General features: G+C 72.3%; 11 protein-coding genes. 4 read left to right on the forward strand and 7 right to left on the reverse strand.

What is annotated here, in order from left to right; translation table 11 throughout:
- Positions 1-150: 150 nt before the first annotated feature.
- Both ACQP0P_RS44325 and ACQP0P_RS44330 read left to right on the forward strand, forming a co-directional pair.
- On the forward strand, positions 151-1,431 hold the full coding sequence (locus ACQP0P_RS44325; RefSeq protein ID WP_433368177.1) for an alpha/beta hydrolase-fold protein: 1,281 nt from the start codon (positions 151-153) through the stop codon (positions 1,429-1,431).
- Between the two features lie 509 nt (positions 1,432-1,940).
- Positions 1,941-3,518 (forward strand): hypothetical protein, encoded by a 1,578-nt coding sequence (locus ACQP0P_RS44330; RefSeq protein WP_433368180.1) that lies wholly within the window; start codon positions 1,941-1,943, stop codon positions 3,516-3,518.
- A 168-nt stretch (positions 3,519-3,686) separates the two neighbouring features.
- Here the strand turns inward: ACQP0P_RS44330 and ACQP0P_RS44335 are convergent, their stop codons facing one another.
- The 5 genes from ACQP0P_RS44335 to ACQP0P_RS44355 all read right to left on the reverse strand — a co-directional run bounded on the left by ACQP0P_RS44335 (position 3,687) and on the right by ACQP0P_RS44355 (position 13,435).
- Complete coding sequence (locus ACQP0P_RS44335) at positions 3,687-4,997, reverse strand: hypothetical protein (RefSeq protein WP_433368182.1); 1,311 nt, start codon at positions 4,995-4,997, stop codon at positions 3,687-3,689.
- Between the two features lie 435 nt (positions 4,998-5,432).
- Positions 5,433-6,650: a glycosyltransferase gene (locus ACQP0P_RS44340; protein WP_433368185.1), complete on the reverse strand. Its 1,218-nt coding sequence runs from the start codon at positions 6,648-6,650 to the stop codon at positions 5,433-5,435.
- Positions 6,651-6,699: 49 nt separating this feature from the next.
- Positions 6,700-8,010: an MFS transporter gene (locus tag ACQP0P_RS44345; protein ID WP_433368188.1), complete on the reverse strand. Its 1,311-nt coding sequence runs from the start codon at positions 8,008-8,010 to the stop codon at positions 6,700-6,702.
- Between the two features lie 110 nt (positions 8,011-8,120).
- A complete protein-coding gene (locus tag ACQP0P_RS44350; RefSeq protein WP_433368191.1) occupies positions 8,121-11,648 on the reverse strand; it encodes an MMPL family transporter in 3,528 nt (1,175 codons plus the stop codon).
- Entirely contained in the window at positions 11,648-13,435 is a 1,788-nt protein-coding gene (locus ACQP0P_RS44355) for a fatty acyl-AMP ligase (RefSeq protein ID WP_433368194.1), read from the reverse strand. Before ACQP0P_RS44355 ends, ACQP0P_RS44350 begins: the two co-directional genes overlap by 1 nt.
- Before the next feature lie 222 nt (positions 13,436-13,657).
- On the opposite strand from ACQP0P_RS44355, the gene ACQP0P_RS44360 reads away from it, so the two are divergent.
- Positions 13,658-13,819, forward strand: coding sequence for a hypothetical protein (locus tag ACQP0P_RS44360; RefSeq protein ID WP_433368197.1), 162 nt, complete (start codon positions 13,658-13,660; stop codon positions 13,817-13,819).
- Positions 13,820-14,452 (forward strand): IclR family transcriptional regulator, encoded by a 633-nt coding sequence (locus ACQP0P_RS44365; RefSeq protein ID WP_433368200.1) that lies wholly within the window; start codon positions 13,820-13,822, stop codon positions 14,450-14,452.
- 44 nt (positions 14,453-14,496) lie between these two features.
- Here ACQP0P_RS44365 and ACQP0P_RS44370 read toward each other — a convergent pair whose 3' ends face one another.
- On the reverse strand, positions 14,497-15,315 hold the full coding sequence (locus ACQP0P_RS44370) for an enoyl-CoA hydratase-related protein (RefSeq protein WP_433368203.1): 819 nt from the start codon (positions 15,313-15,315) through the stop codon (positions 14,497-14,499).
- Entirely contained in the window at positions 15,312-16,493 is a 1,182-nt protein-coding gene (locus ACQP0P_RS44375; protein ID WP_433368206.1) for an acyl-CoA dehydrogenase family protein, read from the reverse strand. The genes ACQP0P_RS44370 and ACQP0P_RS44375 overlap by 4 nt, the downstream gene beginning before the upstream one ends.
- Positions 16,494-16,503: the final 10 nt, after the last annotated feature.

Here is a 16,503-nt window from a genome sequence, read left to right on the forward strand (position 1 = left end):
ACGTGATAACGCGCGATATCTGATGAGATTTGTGGTTAAAGCGCAAGTGACAGCGTCATTTCGTTGCGAACGCTCATAGCTGAGAGGTGATCACCCCGCCTAGGGTCGCCTGCCACGGCCACTGTCTCCAGGCCGGGCGGAGGAACGACCATGCGACCTGCTCGACGCGGACTCCTGGCGCTGGCGACCGCGCTTGTCGTCGGATTCCCCTCGACCGCGCACGCCGACCCGACCTGGGCGTCGGCGCCCGGTGACCGGAGCGGCGAGGCAGGCACGGCGGCCCGGTCCGCTCCGGAGACGAACCCGGTGGGAAGGGCCGCCCGGAAGAGGAAACCCGCGGAGAGCAACGCCTTGATCGCGAGATCGGCGGGCAGGACCGCCTCGGCGGTGAGACCGGCGGTGAGACCACAGCCGAGCCCAAGCCCCTCCGCCGGCAAGGGAGTCAGGAGCCCATGGGGGCCCTGGCCTGCCGCCAGGCCGGGCGCCGCGCGCGTGGTCAAGGAGACCTGGCTCGGCCCGCGCGTGCTCGACCTCCAGATCTCGTCGCCCTCGGTCAACGCGACCCTGCCGGTCCGCGTGCTGGTGCCCCAGGGCTGGTCGAAGGGCGCGCGCCGCACCTGGCCGGTCCTGTACCTGCTGCACGGCGGCGCCGACGACTACACCTCGTGGACCCGGATGACCGACATCGCGAGCATGACCGAGAACATGGACGCGATCATCGTGATGCCCGAGGCGGGCCGGGCGGGCAACTACTCGAACTGGTACAACAAGGGCAAGGGAGGCGCACCCGGCTGGGAGACCTTCCACACCTCCGAGGTGCGCCGCCTGCTGGAGACCGGCTACCGCGCGGGGAGCCGCCGCGCCGTCGCGGGGCTCTCCATGGGCGCGTACGGCGCGATGAAGTACGCCGCGCTGCACCGGGGGATGTTCCGCTTCGTGGGCGCCTACAGCGGCGTCATGTCCACCCGCCTGCCGGGCATCCCCGAGCTCATCATGAACGCGCAGGCCTCCGAGGGACAGGATCCGCAGGCGCTGTGGGGCGATCCGCTCAGGAACCGGAACGTCTGGAAGGCCAACGACCCCGCGGCCCACGCCAGGAACCTGCGCGGCGTGAGCATCTACATCTCCAGCGGCACGACCAGCAGGCTGGGCGAGCTCGACCCGCCGGGAGCCCCCTGGAGCCCGGCCCATCTCGGCGAGCCGATCTCCGCCTACACGGCCAGAGACCTGATCGCCAAGCTCCGCTTCCACGGCATCAAGCCCGTGGTGCACCTGTACCAGGACGGCACCCACAGCTGGCCCTACTGGGAGCGCGAGTTCCGCAGGTCCTTCCCGATGATCCTGTCCGCCCTGGGCCTGCAGGCCGCCCAGGACGACGCCTCCGCACCCCGGGAGCAGGAGGACGCCTGGAACCTGCTCGGCGGGACGTGAGAGCCGGACGCGCGGCGGTCGCCGGTCCCGGCCCGACGATCCGCTGCCGTCGACATCACCCGGCGGTGTTCGGCGGGCCCCGGGGAATCCGCTTCTCAAAGAAGCGGACACGCGCCGATGACCTGCCCCTGACGGAACGGCCGTCCTCTCGAACCCTCATCGCCGACCCGGTGGCGTGTTGACTCACCGTTGACCAGATAATAACTTTGAGTAGTTGTTTCAACACCCAGCGTGGTGAACGTTCGAGGTCGCGCGTGAACCCCGGCGTTCCGTAACGGACATCGGACGCGGATCCCCCTTCCCGAAGGCGACCTCCGGTCTCACGTGCGAGGTCGTCCGGTCGCGTGCCGTCGTATCCCCGCGAAGGGTGACCCGCGGCTCTCGCCTGACCGTCTCGGGGAAGCGCGCTCACACAGGAAGAGGCAGCACAGTCAATGAGGAGCGCATCCAGCGGACGTGCCGGGAGCGCGCCGCACGACTCGCGCGGGGCCCGGCATCCGGTGACCGTCATGGCCGAGCAGATGACCGACGTCTTTCTCGACCTTGGTTACCGCATCGTCGAAGGACCCGAGGTCGAGGCCGAGTGGTTCGCCTTTGACGCGCTCAACATGGACGACGACCACCCCGGCCGCACCCCCGACCGGGCCTTCCACCTCGAAGACCCCTCGGAGCCCGGCGGGAGGTCGGGCCTCGTGCTGCGTACCCGCACCTCACCGGCGCAGGTGCGGGCGATGCTCGGCAAGCCCCCGCCACTCCGCCTGGTCTGCGCGGGCCGCGCCTTCCGTCCCGACCCGGCCGACACCATCCACAGCCCGGTGTTCAACCAGGTCGAGGGCCTCGCCGTCGACCTGGGGCTCACCATGGTCGACCTGAAGAAGACCCTCGACCACTTCGCCGCCGCCGTGTTCGGCAGGGGCACGGTGACCCGGCTCCGCACCCACCGGTCCGCCTACACCGACCCGTCGGCGAAGGTGTACGTGGAGTGCGCGGTCTGCCACGGCGTCCGGGAGGACGTCTCCGGGGACGTCTCCGGGGGCCCGTGCGGGACGTGCGGCGGCGGGGGATGGATCGAGTGGGGCTGGTGCGGCACGGTCCGCCCCCGGGTGCTGACCACCTGCGGCGTCGATCCGCACAGGTACGGCGCGTTCGCCTTCGGCGTGGGCGTCGAGCGCACCCTGATGCTCCGGCACGGCCTGAAGGACATCCGCGACATCGTCGACGGCGACATCCGCTTCCCGCTCGGAATGGACGAGTTCGCCCCCGGCGGCAGGCCCAGGCCCACTCCCCGCCCCCGGACCACGGCCACCACACGCGCCGTGCCGGCCGCACGGGCCGTACCCGATTTGGAGATCATCCCGTTGATCCGGGGCGGCCACGGCAGAAGAGGCCCGCGGGGACGGGAGGCCGGCGGGGGGCTCACCCGCTCGCAGAGCCTGCGGCGGCGGATCGGGCACGCGCTGGCGGGGGCGGGGTATGTCGAGACGCCGCGCTTCCCCTTCGTCTGCGACGCCGCATGGGACGCCTTCGGCCTGGCGCCCGACGACCCGCGCCGCGCCACGCTGACGCTCACGAACCCGATCAGCCCGCGCGAGCCGTCACTGCGCACCACGCTCCTTCCCGGGCTGCTGGCCGCGCTGGGGCTCAACCTCGCCCTGGGAAATCACTACCCGGCGCTCTTCGAGCAGGGAGTGGTCTTCGCAGCCCGGACGGGCGCCGGCCCCGCCCTCTCGCTCCTGGCGGACCGCCGCCCCACCGCGAGCCGGCTCGACGCGCTGAACACCGGCGTCCCCGCCCAGCCCAGCCATCTCGCCATCGCGCTGACCGGCGAGTCGTCGTGGGCCCGCGCCGTCGACGCCGCGCGGACGGCCGCGCACGTCATGGGGGCCGGCCTGATCACGCGCCCCACCGAGTACGCGCCCTGGCGCCCTGGACGCTGTCTGGAACTGCTCGTCGGCGAGGCGGTGCTCGGCCACGCCGGCGAGCTGCACACCGCCACGATCCAGGCCCTGGGCCTGCCACCGGGGACGAGTGTCATGGAGATCGACCTCACCGCGCTGGAACATCTCACCGATCACGACGGCATATGACGTTCTCCCCGCCCGGCCTGGTGGCCATCGGCATCCGGAAAGCCAGGAGGCCGGGGACTCCACCGCTCGCCCCGCCGACCAGGTCTGCCGGTCCACGGTCCCGGTGAAACCGGCCTGAGCCGCTTCACCGGGACATCGAGGGAGATCGAGGGAGATCGAGAGAGTGCGTCAGGCGGCCGCGAGATAGATCTGGCCGAAGGCCTCGGAGAGCTTCTTGAGGTCGGTGGTCACGTCCACCTCGGGGTTGGCCGGGTCGTAGACGGCGGCCAGGCGGCGCTGGATCGGGGTGAGCTTCTTCAGCTGTTCCCAGGCGGTCAGCCGGTTCACCGTGCCCTGGGCGTCCTGGGCCCGGGTCCAGACGTTCACCTGCTGGGCGGCGCCGTCCTTGACGGGCACCGACAGCCGGGAGGCGATCTGCTCATCGGTCACCTGGCCGACGAGACCGGTCTCCTCCGCGGCGATCTGGGTCAGGACGTCCCACGACCGGGCACGGACCTGGATCCACTGGTTGCGGTGGGCCTGCTCGGCGTCGATCTTCCAGGTGTCGTAGCCGCCGTACAGCAGGCCGGTGTCCAGGGAGAGCTGGTCGACGCGGCCCGCGATCAGCGGGGACTCGATCTTCTCGGGGGCGAGCAGCGGGTACCGCTTGCGCATCTCCGTCTTGCAGGTGTCGTTGGCGCCGCAGGCGAGTTCGGGGACCACGGTGTGGACGCCCAGCCGCTTGCCGGGCGCGGCCTGGCGGAGGGCGTCGGAGGCCGCGGTGACGAACGCGGTGATCTCCTCGTCCGTCGTGAACGTGCTGTTGTAGCCCAGCTGGGAGGTGAACCGGATGCCCGCGACCTCCGGACGCGCGGCAAGCGCGCCGACGCGCTTGACGGCGGCGGTGAAGGTCTCGGTGCCCGCCTTCCAGTCGTCGGCCAGTTCGGTGTCGATCCAGACCCGCAGTTGCCGGGCCTTCGCCGCGGTGATCGCCTGACCGGCCGGAGTCCGCGCGGCCGCCGCGACGGCGGGATCCTGGGTGCTCGTGGAGGTCGGTGTGGCGGCACCGGTCAGTTCGGATCTGTTGACGGTGCCGTCGCCGCCCTCGCCGTGCCCGTCGATCGAGCACTGCTGGCCCGCCTCGCACTGGGGCGCGCCGTCCTCTCCCGCGCCCTCGGGGAGGGGGGAGTTCTCGTCGCCCTCGGCACCACCGCCGGGCGGCTCAGGGCAGGCGCCGGCCGAGCAGTCGATGAACTTGCCGTCGATCGGGCTGGCCTCCTTGAGGTTGGCCGCGTCGTCGCTGCCCCAGAAGAGCGCGACGCCGAGGGCCTCTTCCGGCTTGGCCAGCCAGTGGCACACGACGTAGGCCGGGGCGTCGGCCCCCATCAGATCGTTGCAGCTGCGGGGATCGTCCTGCGAGTACGCGGCCCCGGGCGTCATGATCCCGACGAGCGCGAGCGCGGCGCCGACGGCGAAGGTCCGGCGCAGAGTAAGTCGCATGTCCTGAACTCCCCGGATAAAGCTGGCAAAAAACGATCGATCCACACTTTACCCAGATCGCAATGGACTCAACAGCCCCAGTCAAGGACCCACAGGACTTCGATACCTTCCGGCTGATCCGGCGTCCCACGCGAGCGGGAGCCCGGAGCGTCGCAGGTAGCCGGAATGCCGGGATCCCGCTGGCGTGAAGCGACAAACGCAGGCCGCCGGCGCAGACAACGGGCGACGGGGACAACATCATGGTGATGAGGGCTGCCGCCCGGGGAGACGGGGAATCTCCGCCGCGGTGTCGAGTCGATGACGACCACCGTCGTGTCCTCATGTCGAGGATCGCGGGGAAGCGGCGTCGGCACATTGCAGCCAGCGGGAAAATCGGGAGGTCACCGGCGGGTATGGAGCACGGCCGGCGGGCCTCGGGTGGCCCGAACGGCACGGTCAGACTCCGAGCGCCTCGCACGCGCGTCCCACCCCGTCCTCGGCCCGCAGCCGCTCCCCCAGCCGCGCCGCCACCGCCCGCGTTCCCCGATCCCGTACGGCATGTACCACCCGTGCGGCCAGCGCTCCCACGGTGGCCCTTCCGATCGGCAGCGGCGCGGGCCCGGCCCCCAGCGACGCCACCCGTGCTCCCCAGAACGGCTGGTCGGAGAAGAAGGGGCAGATCACCCCCGGAACTCCGGCCCGCAGGCCCGCCCCCGTGGTCCCGGCGCCGCCGTGGTGCACCACCGCGGCCATCCGTGGGAAGAGCCACCCATGATCGATATCGCCGATGACGAGCATGTCGTCGGCGCCCTCGTACGGCATGCCCTGCAGGACTCCCCGCACCCCGGCCCGGCGCAGCGCCGCCACCACCGTCTCCGCCGTCGCGACCGGGTCGGCCGGAACCATGCTGCCGAAACCCACGAAGACCGGTGGCGGCCCCGCGTCGAGGAACGCCACGATCTCGGGGCAGGGGGGCAGCGCACGCTCAAGCGACCAGAAACCGGTCAGGTGCACGTAGTCCGGCCAGTCCCGCGGGCGGCCGACGATCCAGGGACTGACCCCGCACAGCACCGGCACTCGATCGGCCCGTGCCCGCCGGAACGGGCTGCCCCGCATGGGCCCGAGCTTGAGCACCCGGCCCCGCAGCCGGTTCACCATGCGGCCGAGCAGCAGCCAGCTCAACCCCTCGACCAGCGCGTAGCTGGCCCGGTTACCGGCTCCGCCGAGCGTGCGCAACGGCACCAGCGGGTTGGGAAAGGCCCGGGTGGGCTCGCTGGGCTGGAAGTGCAGCAGCGCGTACGGCATGCCGTACCGCTCGGAGAGATGGTGCCCGAAACCGCCCAGCGCGGGTGACAGGACGAGGTCGGCTCCGGCGCAGGCCGCGTCCACCTCGGCGACCAGGCGCTCGGCGAGCGGTTCCACGATCGTGCGAAACCCCCTGGCGAACCCGGTGGGGCCGCTCCGCAGCCACGCCTGCCCCTCCTCGGACTCCATGATCTTCAGCGGGTCCACGCTGATCGGGCTGAACTCCAGCCCCGCCTCCTCGACCAGCCCGCCGTAGCGGCCCGCCGCCACGATCATGACCTGATGCCCCCGCCGGGCGAGCCCGGCGCCGAGCGCGACGCACGGCTGGGTGTCACCCCGCGAGCCGAACGCCAGGACCGCGATCCTCACCGGAGCCTCCCAGAGCCGACTGCCCGCCGAAACCCACCGGTCCGGCACCTCATCGAAGCGTCACCAGGCTGATGGCCGCCCCCGTGACGACCAGCCCCGCGGCCACCAGCAGGCCCGTCGAGTAGCCGGCCGTGAAGCTCGCGGAACCGTTGACGATCACCCCGATGATCGCGATGCCGAACAGCCCCGACATCTCCCGGGCCACGCTGAACACACCCCCGGCCACCCCTGCCCTGGATTCGGGTACGGCGCCCAGCACCGCCGACCCCAGCGGCATGGTCAGCGCCGAGCCGATCCCGATCACGCATACCGATGGCAGCAGTTCGGCCCAGCCGTCCCCCGGGCGCAGGAACGCGACGGCGGCCATGCCCGCGGCGACGAGGACGAGCCCCAGCGCCACGGTGCGCGCGGCGCCGATCCGGCGTTCCGCGAACGGCACCAGCGGCGTGACCACGACGACCAGCAGCGCCAGCGGCACGAACGCCAGCCCGGACGCGGTGGGACTGAAACCGAGCACGCCCTGCAGGAACAGCGCGGTGAAGAAGAAGACCCCGTTGACCCCGAGTCCCCAGAGCACCTGGGCGATCACCCCGCCGGTGAAGGTTCGCGACCGGAACAGCGCGAGATCCACCATCGGGTCCGCGCCGAGCCTCTCGGCGACGGCGAAGACCGGGGCGGCGGCCACCGCGAACAGCACCGCGACCAGGATCGGCGGCGAGGTCCAGCCCAGCTCGGCCCCGAAGGTCAGGGCGAAGGTACCCGCCGACAGCACGGCCACCGACGACGCGACCCCTGGAACGTCCACCCGGGCGGCCCGCTCGTCGCGCGACTCCGGGATCGTGACGGTCGCGAGCGCGATGATCAGGACGCCGAGCGGGACGTTGAGCAGGAAGATCCAGCTCCAGTGGACGTGCTGGGTGAGATAGCCGCCGACGACCGGCCCCAGGGCGAGCGCGCCCGCCCCTGACGCCATCCAGACGGCGACCCCGACGGACCGCTGCCGCTCGTCGTTACCGACCGCGACGATCGCCAGCATCGCGGGCAGGATCAGGGCCGACCCGGAACCCTGCACCAGCCTGGCCGCGACGAGCGCGCCCACCGAGGTGGCCAGCCCCGCCGCGAGGGACGCCGCCGTGAAGACGGCCAGTCCCGCGACGAGCACCCTGCGACGGCCGTAGACGTCGGCCAACCTGCCACCGGCGAGCATGAAGCCCGAGAAGGTGAGGACGTAGCCGGTGACGACCCATTCGAGTGCCGCCGGCGACGCGCCCAACTCCGCCTGCAGGGTGGGCAGCGCGACCGTCACGACGGTGTTGTCCAGGGTCGTCACGAATCCAGCCAGCCCGATGACCAGCAGCAACAGCCCTCGCTGCGCGGCCGGCGCTGTCGCCGGCGACCCTGATGGCGACGCGGTGGACGATACGACCTGTGCGTCCGGCCTGGGCCGCGCGCCCGGTACGGCCCGGTCGCTCACTCGTCCACCTCTGTCCACTCCCAGCCGGATCCGTCGGCCTTGGGGCGGACGATCCGCGTGGTCCTGGTGCCCACCGCGACCCAGCCTCCCGCCGGTTCCTCCGCCTCCCGCCTCGCGGGCGCCCTGCCCACGGGCTCCCCCGCACCACGCGGTACGGCGGCGGGCGGGGAGGCGGGGACCGTCGCCCTCCGCCGCGCCCCCGCCGGAGGTCGCGGAACCTGGGAGGCCGGAACCTGGTGTACCGGAACCTGGGAGGCCGGAACCTGGTGTACCGGAACCTGGTGTACCGGAACCTGGGAGGCCGGAAGCTGAGAGGCCGGAAGCGACGACGGTGACGGGGCCGAGGTCGGGGCCGGGGGCTGCGGAACCACAGGCGGGGAGGGGTCCGAGGGGGGAGCCTGCGGGGACTCGGGGATCGCCTGCCGGAACGCCGGAGGGCCCGGCTCGATCGCCCTGGCCACCGGCCCCAGCGGCTCCAGCTGGTCGATCAGATGGCTGCTGACCGGCGGCAGGCTCGGTACGCGGCGCGCGTCCCCCGTCCCCTCCCCGGGTTCCGGCCTCCCCACCTCCTCAGGTACCGGCGCCGGGGCCGGGTGACGGGGAGACTGTTCCATCGCGTCCCGCACGGTCAGCAGGGGCTCCGGTGCGGACGGCTTCTCCTGCTCCTCGGCCCAGTGCCAGCCGGGACCGTCCAGGTTCGGCTTGATGACCTTCCTGGTCCTCCCCCCGGCCGGCCCGGGTCCGGACGTCGGCGGTGCGGTGGACGCGGCGGCGGGCCTGGCCGTCGGCCGGGCGGCAGGGGGCGGGGGCGGGGGCGGCTCGACGTCGAGCCCGGGCATGGGGTAGGGATTCGACCGGTTCTGCCGGAAGGAGGCATCCGAGATCCGGGACCGCCAGGGACGTGCCGTACCGGGCTCGGGAGACGGGGTGCGGGACCCGTTGCGCGGTACCGCCGGGTCCGGGCGCGAGCCCCGGCTCTCCTCCCACGCCGCACGGGCGTCCGGTACCGGGACATGCGGGTCCAGAGGTGAGGCGGGGGGCGGGGGAAACTCCTCGGCCCACTGCCAGTCGCCGTCGCGGCCGGTCCTGATGACACGTACCGGAACGGCGGGGGCGATCGGCGGTGGTTCGGCGGGAGGTGGCTGGGGAGGCCCGGCGGGAACCTGAGGGGAGGTTCCGGCGGCGATCTGCGGGAGCCGCGGGAAGTGGGCGAGGCGGCGCGCGGGAGCGGCGCGGTGGGCACCGGGGGCACCCGCGCGCTCCACCATCACGTACGTGGCGGGAAGCTCGCCCGTGGCGTGCTCGCGGATCTCGATCCGCCGGTGGAAGCCGCGCAGGAAGCTCGGCAGCCACCAGTTGGCCTCGCCCATCAGTCGCATCGTCGCGGGCACCAGCAGCGCCCTGACCAGGGTGGCGTCCACCACGATGGCCACGAACATGCCGACACCGAGCATCTTGACGATCGTGATCCCGGCCGTGGAGAACGCCCCGATGACGACCAGCAGCAGCAGGGCCGCGCTGGTGATGACCCCTCCGGTCCGCTCCAGCCCGACCGCCACGGCCACGGTGTTGTCGCCGGTTCTGAGCCACTCCGCGCGGACCCTGCTGAGCAGGAACAGCTCGTAGTCCATGGAGAGCCCGAACACCACGGCCAGGATCAGCACCGTGATCGTCGCCTCGATGCTCCCCGTCGGGGTGAAGCCCAGGACGCTCGCGAGGTGGCCGTCCTGGAAGGCCCAGACGATCACGCCGAACGACGCCCCCAGCGACACGACGTTCATCAGGATCGCCTTGACCGGCAGCAGGATCGAGCCGAACGCGGCGAACAGCAGCAGGCCCGTCATGAGACAGACCACCAGTGCGGTCCACGGCAGGGTGGCCCGCAGGCTGGCCTGAAGGTCCAGCTGGGCCGCGGTGGGGCCGCCGACGACGACGTCCTGGAAGTTCGGCTCGGGTGGCAGCTCGCGGATCCTGTCGACCAGCGCGCGGGCCTCGTCCGACATCGGGTCCCTGTCGTAGCGGACCGCCAGCCGCACGGCGCCGCTGTTCTGGGAGACGCCGGTGACGTCGACGCCGGTGACGTGGTCGAGCGCCGCCAGCCGCTCGGCGAAGACCTTGACGTCCAGCGGGCCGACCGGGGTGACCGGGGTGATCCCCGAGTTTCCGACGCCGATGGGGCCGCGCTGGGTACCGACCTCGGAGGTGAGCGCGCCGGGCGCCGACGCGGTCATCGGCCCGACCAGGTCGCGCTCGACGAGCACGATGACCTCGATCGGCGCGAGGGCGTTCTTGGCGAACCTCGCGTTGATCTCCTCGGCCACCTGGCGGCTCTCGAACCCCTCCGGCAGTACGCGATGGTCCACGCTGCCGAACCGCGCGTGCGCGAAGGGCGCGGCCAGCGCGACGAGGAGCAGCCCGACCCCGAGGAGGTACGCGACCGGGCGGCGCATCACGCTGGACGCGATGGCGTGCCAGGTCCCGCCTCTGCGACTGCCGAAGTCGGGCATGACCTTGATCGCGTCCACCTTCGGCCCGAGCACGGCCAGCAGCGCGGGCAGCACGACGATCGCGGACGCCATCGCGACCAGCACCACCGCCGCCGCGCCCAGCCCTATCGACCGCAGGAACATCTGTGGGAAGAGCAGCAGCCCGCTGAGCGAGGTCGCCACGGTCAGCCCGGAGAAGGCGACGGTGCGTCCGGCGGTGACGATGGTCCGCACGACCGCCGCCTCGGTGGACGCCCCCCGGTGGATCTCCTCCCGGAAGGCGTTCAGCACGAAGAGCGAGTAGTCGATGGCCAGGCCGAGCCCGAGCATCGTCACGACGTTCAGCGAGAACACCGAGACGTCCGTGACCTCGGTGAGCAGCCTCAGCAGCAACAGTGCCCCGGCCACCGAGAGCAGCCCGACGACCAGTGGCAGGCCCGCCGCCACCAGGCTGCCGAAGACCATGACGAGCAGGACGAGCAGTATCGGCATCGAGATGGCCTCGGCCTGCCGCAGGTCGGCACCGGTCTGCGCGTTGAGGTCCTTGAGCAGCGGGATCCTGCCGCCGATCTTGACCGTGTATCCGGCGGGCGCCCTGCGGAGCTCGTCCCTGATCTTCTCGTACCCGCTCTGCTTGGTCAGCTGCCCGCCGCGCAGGGTGATCAGCGCGTAGGTGGAGTGCCCGTCCTCGGAGACGAGTTCCCCGGCCTTGGCCGACCAGTAGGTGGTGGTGCTCGCGACCTGCTCGGCGGGCAGCGCGCGGAGCGCTTCCCGCACGTCCTTTTCGAACCGCTCGTCGGCGGCCTCGTACCTGGGATGCGTGTAGAGGGCCACCACGTCGGGTGAGTCGCCGCCGAACCACTGCCGGCTCCACTCGGCGGCCGAGGTCGACTCGGCCCCCGGGTCCTCGAAGCCGCCGTCGGACATCCTGCCGAACAGCCCCAGCCCGAAGTAGCCGGCGAGGACCGCGAACACCGTCCCCAGGACCAGCAGGGACCAGCGCCCTCGGTAGACGGCCCGCCCAAGCGACTCGAACATCAGACGTCGGCACCTTGACCATCGGCCGAGGGCCCGTCGACCGGAAGCCCATCGGCCGGAAGCCCGTCGGCGGGGACGGCACCGGCCGGGAACTCGCCGTCCAGGTAGGCCCGCGCACAGGCACGTCTGGCGATCTTCCCGCTGGACGTGCGCGGCACGGCCCCCGCCTCGACCAGTACGAAGTCATGCAGCCGCAGATCATGATTTTTCGTGACAGCGGCGCGGATGTTGGCCGCGACCTCGCCGAGGTCCCGCCCATCGGCCTTCCGTGACCGCTCGGCCACCACCACCAGCCGCTCGGTCTCCTCCCCCGGCACCGCGAACGCGGCCACATGGTCCCTGCGGACGGCCTCCTCGGCCTCCTGCACGGTCATCTCCACATCCTGTGGATAGTGGTTGCGCCCGTCGACGATGATCAGGTCCTTGATCCGCCCGGTGACGTAGAGCTCGCCCCCGTACATGACGCCCAGGTCACCGGTGCGCAGCCAGGTGCCGTCCTGCCCTTCGAGGACGTTGCCGAAGACCTCGGCGCTGCGCTCGGCGTCCCGCCAGTAGGCCCGCGCCACGTTGGGCCCCCGCACCCAGATCTCGCCGACCTCGCCGTCAGGTCTGGCCGTGCCGGACGTCGTGCCGGATGCGGAGGCGATGACCACCCGCTGGCCCGTCGGCACCCCGCAGGAGACGAGGTCGCTGACCCGGCCGCGCCCCGGGTGCGGCACCGCGCGCCCCGCGGTCAGCGCGTCGCGGTCGAACAGGGTGACGCGGGCGGGCAGGTCCCGGTCCATCGCGGTGACGAACACCGTCGCCTCGGCCAGGCCGTAGCCGGGGGTGTGCGCCTCGGGCCGCAGCCCGCACCTGGCGAACGCCTCGGAGAAACGGTCGATCGTGCCGCCCCGGAGCGGCTCGGCGCCGTTGAGCATGATCGACACCCCGGACAGGTCGAGCGTGGCCTTCTCCGCCTCGGTGACCCGGCTCGCCGTGTACTCGTAGGCGAAGTTGGGGCCGCCGGTGAACACGTCCTCCTGCCCGGAGAGCATCCGCAGCCAGCGCACCGGGTGCATGACGAACGCCACCGGGTCCATGAACATCGCCTGGTTGCCGCCCACGATCGGCGCGGCGATGGTGGCGATCAGGCCCATGTCATGGAAGAGCGGCAGCCAGAGCGCGGCCGTGGACACCCTGGGGGTGGCGCGGAACGCGGTCCACAGCTGCCTGGCGTTGGCCGTGAAGTTGCCATGGCCGATCTCGACCCCTGCCGGGGCCCGGGTCGAGCCGGAGGTGTACTGCAGGTACGCCAGGTCGCCGGGGCCGATCGGTTCGGGCTCCCACTCGTCGGCCAGCAGGTCGGAGACCGTGTCCAGGGTGATGATCCGCTTGGGCCGGGGCGCGGAGCGGCCGTCCAGGAAGGCGTGCACCCCCTCCAGGGCGGGCGTCGTGGTGAGCACGCACACCGGGTCGGCATCGGCGTAGGCGCGGATCAGCCGGTCGGCGTGACCGGGCAGGTCCGGCGCGAAGAGCGGTACCGCGATCACCCGGGCGTACATCGCCCCGAGCATCGCGACCACGTACTCCAGCCCCTGCGGCGCCAGGATCGCCACCCGCTCGCCCGGATGCATCACCTCGCGCAGCCGTACGGCCAGCGCCCGGGCCCGTAGATGGGTCCTCGACCAGGAGAGCGTGTGCCGCACCCCGTCGCGCCCGGCGGAGTAGTCAAGGAAGGTGTAGGCCGGAGCGTCAGGGATCTCCCGTGCCCACCGCTCAACCTGGGCGATCAGCGTCTCGCTCATGCTCAAGGTCCCCTCGCCGAGGTACAGGGACCTAGCAACTTACGTCAGGGGTATCTCGCAATTCTTGCCAAAGCCCTCCACATTCCCGGCTGCCGGTTATTACCGGCATGACAACTGATCACCGATCGATCTGACCGCTCGTGCGAACCGGGCCGGACCCCGGATCCCCTGTCACAGATCCGGCTGACCGCTCGTACGCAGGCCTCTGGCGGGGACCCGCTCGTGCAGGCCGAAGCGGGGCTCGGGCTCCCCGGCGCCGTCGAGGATCTCCGCGACGTACTCCGCCGGGGCCGGAGCGTGCTCGCCTTCGGCAGGGGACGTACCGGCCGGCGCCGGGGCGGCGGCGATAATCGGGGCATGGTTCCAGCCCAGTGGGTGTCCTAGATGCCGGCCGAATCCTCGCAGACCCTGGAGCGCGGCCTGCGACTGCTCCGCCTGCTCGCCGACGGGCGCCGGGGCCGTACTCCCACGGAGCTGGCGGCCGAGCTGGAGCTGAGCCGCCCGGCGGTGTACCGCCTGCTCACCACCCTGCAGGGCGAGGGCTTCGTCCGCCGGGACAGTGCCGGGCGGGTCCACCTGGGTTTCGGGGTTCTCGTCCTGGCCCGTGCCGTGCAGCCGCTGCTGCGCCAGGGCGCCCTGCCCACCCTGCGCGGGCTGGCCGAGGAGGTGGGCGCGACCGCGCACCTGACGGTGGCCGAGGGCGACGAGGGCCTGGCGGTGGCGGTGGTCGAGCCCTCCTGGACGAACATGCACGTCGCCTACCGCGAGGGGTCCCGCCACCCGCTGACCCGGGGCGCCGCCGGGCTGGCCATCCTCGCCCTGCGCGAGGGCCGCACCGGCTACCAGGTCTCCGAGGGGCAACTCCAGGAGGGCGCCCGGGGCATCGCCGCCCCCGTACCCGGCCTCCCCTGGCTGGAGGCGTCGGTGGGCGTGGTCGCCTTCACCCCCCTTGACGAGGAGTCCGTCGGCCCCCGGGTCGCCGCCGCCGCCGCCGAACTGTCCGGCTCGCTCACCTGACGCCCCGGCGGGGTCCCCCTCCCCGCACCCGCCGCCGCCTGCTCTCAGGCACCGCGGGAGCGCCGGATCCCGGACAGCAGGGCCTCGATCGCGCGCCCGGCCTCGGCGGAGGCGAACAGCCGCGCGGACAGGTCGACCATCTCCTGGCCGAACTCGTCCATCCGGGCACGCATCGGGGCGGTGAGCAGCGCCTTGGCCTCGCGCAGGCCCTGTGGGGTGCCCAGCAGCAGGTCCTCCAGGTACGCGTCGACCGCGGTGTCCAGCTCGGCCTCGGGCACGGCGCGGGTCAGCAGCCCGGCCCGCTCGGCCTCGGCTCCGCCGAAGACCCGGCCGGTCAGCAGGTAGTCGGCGGCGGCCCGGTCTCCGAGCCTGGGCAGCACGGTGAGGCTGACCGCGGCGGCGGCCAGCCCGAGGCGGACCTCGGTGAGGGCGTAGCTGCTCTCCAGTGCCCCGACGGCGATGTCGGCGGCGGCGACCAGCCCCAGGCCGCCGGCCCGGACCGTACCGTGCACCCGCGCCACCACCGGCTTGGGCATGGTCACGATGAGGCGCTGCACCTCGACGACACCCTCGACGATCGGGGTCATCGCGCCGGAGCGCACCGCCGCGAGATCGGCGCCGGAGCAGAACGAGGGACCGTTGGCGCGCAGTACGACGACCCGGACGGCGTCGTCGGCCGCGGCCCGCCGCAGCAGTGCGGCCAGCTGGTCCAGCAGCGGGCTGGACAGCGCGTTGCGGTTGGCGACCGAGTCCAGGGTCAGCACGGCGACACCGCGCTCGTGGTCCGCGTCGTACCCGACCAGCGCGGGTCCGGCGCCGGTCCCGCCCGCCACTGCGACGCCGGGGACTCCCGGGGCGCTCATCGGGGCGCCCTGGGCAGGCCCAGGCCCACGGTGGCGATCAACTCGCGCTGGATCTCGCTGACGCCGCCGCCGACCGGCAGCTTCAGCTCGGTCTTGAACGCGTGGTCGGTGTCGCGCAGCACGGCGGCGGTCAGCTCGTCGGCGGGATCACCGTAGCGCTGCACCAGCTGTGCGATCCGGGCACCGGCCTCGACCAGTCTCTCGGAGTTGTACAGCTTGTTCACCGAGGCGTCGGCGGCGCCCAGCGTGCCGGTACCGGTGTCTGCGACGATCCGCCAGTTGAGCAGCTCGTTCGCGGTGACGATGGCGTCGAGCTCGGCGAGCGCCCGGCGTACCTCGGGTAGGTCGGCCATCCGGCGCTCCCCGCCCGGCGTGCCCAGCGGCGTCTCGGCGGCCCAGTGCCGGAGCCGGTCCAGGTGTGCCTGGATCTTACCGGCCGGGCCGACGATGAACCGTTCGGAGTTGAGCTGGCTGACCACCACCGACCAGCCCTTGTTCTCCTGGCCGATCAACCGGTTCGCGGGTACCCGGACGTCGTCGAAGTAGACGGCGTTGACCTGGTGCGAGCGGTTCAGCGTGCGGATGGGCGTCCAGCTGAAGCCAGGCAGGGCGGTGTCGAGCAGCAGGATCGAGATGCCCCGGGTGCGCGGCTCCTCGGGGTTGGTGCGGCAGGCCAGCCACAGGTAGTCGGCGGTGTGCGCGCCGGAGATGAACATCTTCTGGCCGTTGACGACGTAGGAGTCGCCGTCGCGCCGGGCGGAGGTGGTCAGCGAGGCCAGATCGGTGCCGGAGCCGGGCTCGCTGTAGCCGATGGAGACCTGCAGGTCGCCGGCGAGGATGCGCGGCAGGAACTCCCGCCGCTGCTCCGCGGTGCCGAACTCCTGGAGTGCCGGGCCGACCGAGTAGACGGTGACCAGCGGATAGGGGACCTCGTACCGGAAGGCGGTACTGACCACGATCTGGTCGGCCATCGGGCCGAGGCCCCGGCCGCCGTGCTCCACCGGCCAGCCCAGGCCGAGCCAGCCGTCGCGGCCCAGTCGCCGGGACACCGCCCGGTACGCGGGGCCGAACTCGTCCTCGTGCAGCTGGGCGCGCTCCTGCTCGGTCACCACGCCGGCGAAGTAGGCGTCCGCCTCCCGCTGAAGCTCGCGCTCCTCGGGGGTCAGGTCGATGTACACGGTGGTGTCC

It is taken from the genome of Streptosporangium sp. CA-115845 (genome assembly GCF_050943795.1).
GTDB lineage: Bacteria > Actinomycetota > Actinomycetes > Streptosporangiales > Streptosporangiaceae > Streptosporangium.